We start from the raw sequence: 2109 nt of genomic DNA on the forward strand, positions 1-2109 counted from the left end.
TTCCTGGACCTCGAAGGTGATCCATTCATAGGCGAGCACGGTCTCGAATATCTCTTCGGCTACCTGTCCAGCGACGATCACGGCGAAAACGTTTATCGTGGCGAGTGGGCTTTAAGCCGCGCTGAAGAACGGCAGGCTTTCGAGCGGTTCGTCGATTTCGTCATGGCGCGCTGGGAGATGCATCCGGACCTGCACATCTACCATTACGCGCCATATGAGCCAGCGGCCCTCAAGCGTTTGATGGGGAGGTACGGCACGCGTGAGGACGAAATCGACCGGATACTGCGCGCGGAGCTTTTCGTCGACCTCTATTCGGTGGTTCGCCATGCCGTTCGTGCCAGCGTCGAGAACTACTCCATCAAGCGTCTCGAACCGTTCTATGGCTTCGTAAGGCAGGTGCCGCTTCCGGACGCAAACAGCGCGTTGTCGAACTTTCAGGCCAATCTCGAACTTGGCGACGTCGCCTCCATCAACGAGGAAGCCCGCGCGACCGTGCGCGGCTACAACGAGGATGACTGCCTCTCGTCGGCCGCCCTCCGTGCATGGCTAGAAGATCGGCGCGCCGAAGCAATCGCCGCCGGATTGGAAGTTCCGCGGCCTGCCGCCGGCGATGATGGTGCGCCGAAGGAGAACGTCGCCGCCTGGCTTGCGCGCATCGCTCCCGTCATCGAGCAGCTTCTGCAAGGCATTCCCGACGATCCTACGGGTCGCTCGGACGAGCAGAAGGCGCGCTGGCTGCTGGCCAACCTGCTGGATTGGCATCGTCGGGAACTCAAAGCTGCATGGTGGGAGCTCTTCCGCCTTGCTGCGGTATCAGCCGAAGAGCTGCTTGATGAACGGGCGGGACTGTCAGGCCTTTTGTTCGTCGGAGAAGCCGGCGGAACGGCTCGAGCGCCCATTCATCGCTATAGTTACCCAAAGCAGGAGACCTCCCTTCGCGGCGGCGAAGACCTTCGCAATTGCGGGGGCGACAAGTTCGGAAAAGTGGAAGCAATTTCGCTTGAGGAACGGACCGTCGATATCAAGAAGCGCCAGGACACCGCCACCCTCCATCCTGAAGCCGTTTTCGCTCACAAGGTCGTCGGCGCCGAAGTCATTGCGGAAGCTCTCCTCCGCATTGGGGAACATGTCGTGGCGAACGGAGTTGTAGGCCCCGGTCCGTACCAGGCCGCACGAGATTTGCTGTTAAGGCGTCCGCCTCCTATCGGCGACCACTCTCTGAGGGAGGCAGGCGAGAGCACGCTTGATGCTGCGTTACGATTGGCGGAGCATCTCGGCGAAGGCGTTCTGCCCGTGCAGGGACCGCCGGGCGCTGGGAAGACCTTTACGGCAGCGCGAATGATCTGCGCCCTCGTCCGACAGGGCAAGACAGTCGGGATCACCGCGAACAGCCACAAGGTCATCCGGAATCTCATCGACAAGGTCATCGAGGAAGCGGATGGGCTCGGCGTCGATCTTCAGTGCTGTCATAAGGCCGATGAAGAAGACGAACAACAGCATCGGCTGACGTTTGCCCGTCGGAGTGAAGACCTCATCGCGGCCATCGGCCACGACGTGAACGTCGGCGGTGGGACGGCCTGGCTCTGGTCTCGTCCTGACGCATTTGAAGCGGTCGATGTGCTCTTCGTCGACGAGGCCGCGCAGATGGCCCTCCCCAACGTGCTCGCCGTCTCGCAGGCAGCAAAGACGCTTGTCCTCGTGGGTGACCCTCAACAGCTCGATCAGCCGATCCAGGGCAGCCACCCTGACGGCTGCGAGGTGTCCGCCCTTCACCACATTCTCGACGGCGCCCAAACCATCCCGCCGGATCGCGGCCTGTTCCTCGACGAAAGTGTGCTGCAGAGCAGCGGAAGGAGTTCAACATGAGCTAAGACCGTAGCGTAAAGCTGCGTGAATGATGGGGGACGGCCCTCCGGGATCGGCTTTCAGGAGCAGGTCTCAAACCAGTCCGAGCTGCTGCGGTAAAGAGCCGTGGTGGTGAGCGTCGGATGAAAAGTTCGGACAAAGATCCGAGCAGGTGAGTGTCCGAAAGACGAACGAAAGTGAACCCTCCGAAGACGCGTCGTTATGAATTTAAGTGTCGCCGAAACCAGGACCGTTTCGTCATCC

1 protein-coding gene is annotated in these 2109 nt (G+C 60.8%); it reads left to right on the forward strand.

Translation table 11 applies throughout. From position 1 onward, the window contains the following. A partial coding sequence (locus EOA60_RS30150; protein WP_128312413.1) for a TM0106 family RecB-like putative nuclease occupies positions 1–1866 on the forward strand: 1866 nt, incomplete at its 5' end. Between the last annotated feature and the right edge of the window lie 243 nt (positions 1867–2109).

Origin of the sequence: Mesorhizobium sp. M1A.F.Ca.IN.020.06.1.1 (assembly GCF_004023265.1) — a bacterium.
GTDB lineage: Bacteria > Pseudomonadota > Alphaproteobacteria > Rhizobiales > Rhizobiaceae > Mesorhizobium.